This is a genomic window from Kaistella sp. (genome assembly GCF_032060305.1).
GTDB classification, from domain to species: Bacteria; Bacteroidota; Bacteroidia; order Flavobacteriales; family Weeksellaceae; genus Kaistella; species Kaistella yananensis.
Map to the genome: position 1 here is coordinate 1 of NZ_DAMBHK010000108.1, position 2,355 is coordinate 2,355.

General features: G+C 37.7%; 3 protein-coding genes and 1 pseudogene. 3 read left to right on the forward strand and 1 reads right to left on the reverse strand.

All coding sequences use genetic code 11. The annotated features are described in order from the left end of the window. The coding region (locus tag V5N63_RS11110; RefSeq protein ID WP_332034000.1) for an acyl carrier protein phosphodiesterase at positions 1–581 on the forward strand (581 nt) is incomplete at its 5' end. Here V5N63_RS11110 and V5N63_RS11115 read toward each other — a convergent pair. Continuing rightward, a complete protein-coding gene (locus V5N63_RS11115) occupies positions 578–1,078 on the reverse strand; it encodes a DUF6702 family protein (RefSeq protein WP_332034001.1) in 501 nt (166 codons plus the stop codon). The two genes, V5N63_RS11110 and V5N63_RS11115, sit on opposite strands and share 4 nt — an antisense overlap. Positions 1,079–1,133: 55 nt before the next feature. Here V5N63_RS11115 and V5N63_RS11120 point away from each other — a divergent pair, with 55 nt between their 5' ends. Further along, complete coding sequence (locus tag V5N63_RS11120) at positions 1,134–1,712, forward strand: HupE/UreJ family protein (protein WP_332034002.1); 579 nt, start codon at positions 1,134–1,136, stop codon at positions 1,710–1,712. Positions 1,713–1,795: 83 nt separating this feature from the next. Continuing rightward, a pseudogene (locus tag V5N63_RS11125) lies at positions 1,796–2,355 on the forward strand (M1 family peptidase); the annotation flags it as partial.

A 2,355-nucleotide genomic window follows, 5' to 3' on the forward strand; every position in this document is an offset into this window, starting at 1 on the left:
TTATGAATTTCCTCGCCCATTCTTACCTCACTTTTACCGATGAACAGATTGTCGGGCAGTTTCTGCAGGATTTCATCAGGAACAAAGACCGTTTTTCGTTTCGGGAAAAAATAGGAGAGGGCATCACTTTACACCGCGCCATCGATACGTTTACCGATGCTCATCCGGAAATTCATGAAGCGAAGAAAATATTCAGTCCCTTGGTGAGACTGTATGCCGGTGCTTTTGTGGATGTAAGTTTCGATTATTTTCTCGCCAACTCTATACCTGATAAGGCTTTAAAAGCGCATTCAGAAAAAGTGTACCGCGTATTGAGAAATCATGAAGAATTATTGCCGCCAAATTTGCTGAGAATGCTCGATAGCATGGAAAAAGACAATTGGCTTTATAATTACCGGGAAGAGTGGGGAATTGAGTTTTCGATCCGGAATGTCCTTAACAAAGCGAAGTATCTGAATAAAAATCTGGCAGTTTTTGAAGTTTTTCTGAACCATAAACCGCAACTTCAGTATCATTTTGATCATTTTTATCCTGATCTCGTGGCGGAAGTACAGAAAATTAATGCAGAATTCCGTTCTTAGAAGTTCTGGTAAATATAACGGTCGGGATAATTTAATCTTTGGCTTTTTCGGTTTCCGTTGATAATAATATGAACGATATTCATCTGATCATCAAATAAATTATAGAGAAAACTTACCGCGGTCTCTACTTTTTTTGGCTGAGCCACTTTCTCGGATTCCAGATAAATATTCACCGATTCGCTGTCTTCTTCGTAGCCTAAATAATTAATTTTTAGGAATTTGTTATTTACTTTGAGTTTTAGGTATTCTTCGCAGTACTTTATCAGATAGTTGTTGATTTGAGCTTTATACTGTTCGGAATTAAAGTGTACCGCTTTGCCGTATTTTTCCTTCAAAGCATTTTCCAGGTCATCCAGAAAGAACTTTCCGCTGATCTCAAACGTTTCTGATTTGGAATTGTAATTAAATTCCATAGATCCAACGTGATAAGGATGAATTTCGCTTGCTGAGCTGAGGCCGAAAACCGAAAAAAAGAGGATGAAAAATAACTTTTGCATGGTTCAAAAATAGAAATAAATTTTGTATTATCGTGCCGCTAAAAATATGCGGTATATGAATGATTTTTTATTTTATCTGAATCTGGGTTGGGAACATATTATTTCACTGGATGCGCTGGATCATCAGCTTTTTGTATTGGTTTTGGTCGCAGTTTTTGCGGTAAAGGACTGGAAAAACATTTTCTGGATTATCACTGCATTTACCATAGGTCATTCAATTACTTTGGCTTTAAGTGTCTTCGATATCGTACGTGCGCCGGCGAAGTGGGTGGAATTTTTAATCCCACTAACCATTGTCATCACCGCTCTGGATAATATTCTGATGCGCAACAGGCAGAATAATCTCATGAAAATGAATTTCTATCTTGCCCTGTTTTTTGGATTGATTCACGGGATGGGATTTGCCAACACCGCAAGAATGATGATTGCCAATGAACAGCATATCTTTGTACCGCTTTTAGGTTTCAACATTGGATTGGAGCTAGGTCAGATCGCTGTGGTAGCAGGTATTTTAATCGTACAGTTTGTTTTGCTCAACCTTTTTAAAGTTAACCGAAAAGACTGGATTATGTTTATCTCTTCAGGGGTTTTTGCGCTGTCTTTAAAAATGACTTTAGAAAGAATTCCGTTTTAATCTGTAAAAGTTTATAATTATAATCTTTTTTCTGCAACGATTTCTTAATTTTGATGATTATTCTATCATATCACAAACTAACTATGAAGTTCAAATCCGTCTTTATATCACTTTTTATTCCATTTGGAATTTTCGCCCAGAATATTCAAAACAATCCAAACAGCAATCACGGCAATAAGTTTGAGCAGCTTGGCACAATCCTGCCGACGCCCAATGTGTACCGAACTGCTTCTGGTGCGCCAGGTCAGGGATATTGGCAGAACAGGGCCGATTATGAAATTACAGCTTATCTTGATGAGGATAAAAGAAATTTAAAGGGCTCAGAAACCGTTACCTACTATAATAATTCTCCCGACGATCTGGATTATTTGTGGCTTCAACTCGATGAAAATGAGCAGTCTTCTATAAATAATGCGGGCTATCATGATTCTTCATTTATCCCCAAACAAACCACGACCGAGCGTTTGAAAGTCACAGATCTGCCTGAAAAAAATAACGGATACGGCGTGAATCTGGAGAAAGTAACCGATGCTTCCGGAAAACCTTTAAAGTATGTGGTGAATCAAACCATGATGCGTATTGACTTGCCTAAAGTTTTGAAGAAAGGTGAAAAATTCGTCTTCAAAATCGACTGGAACTATAA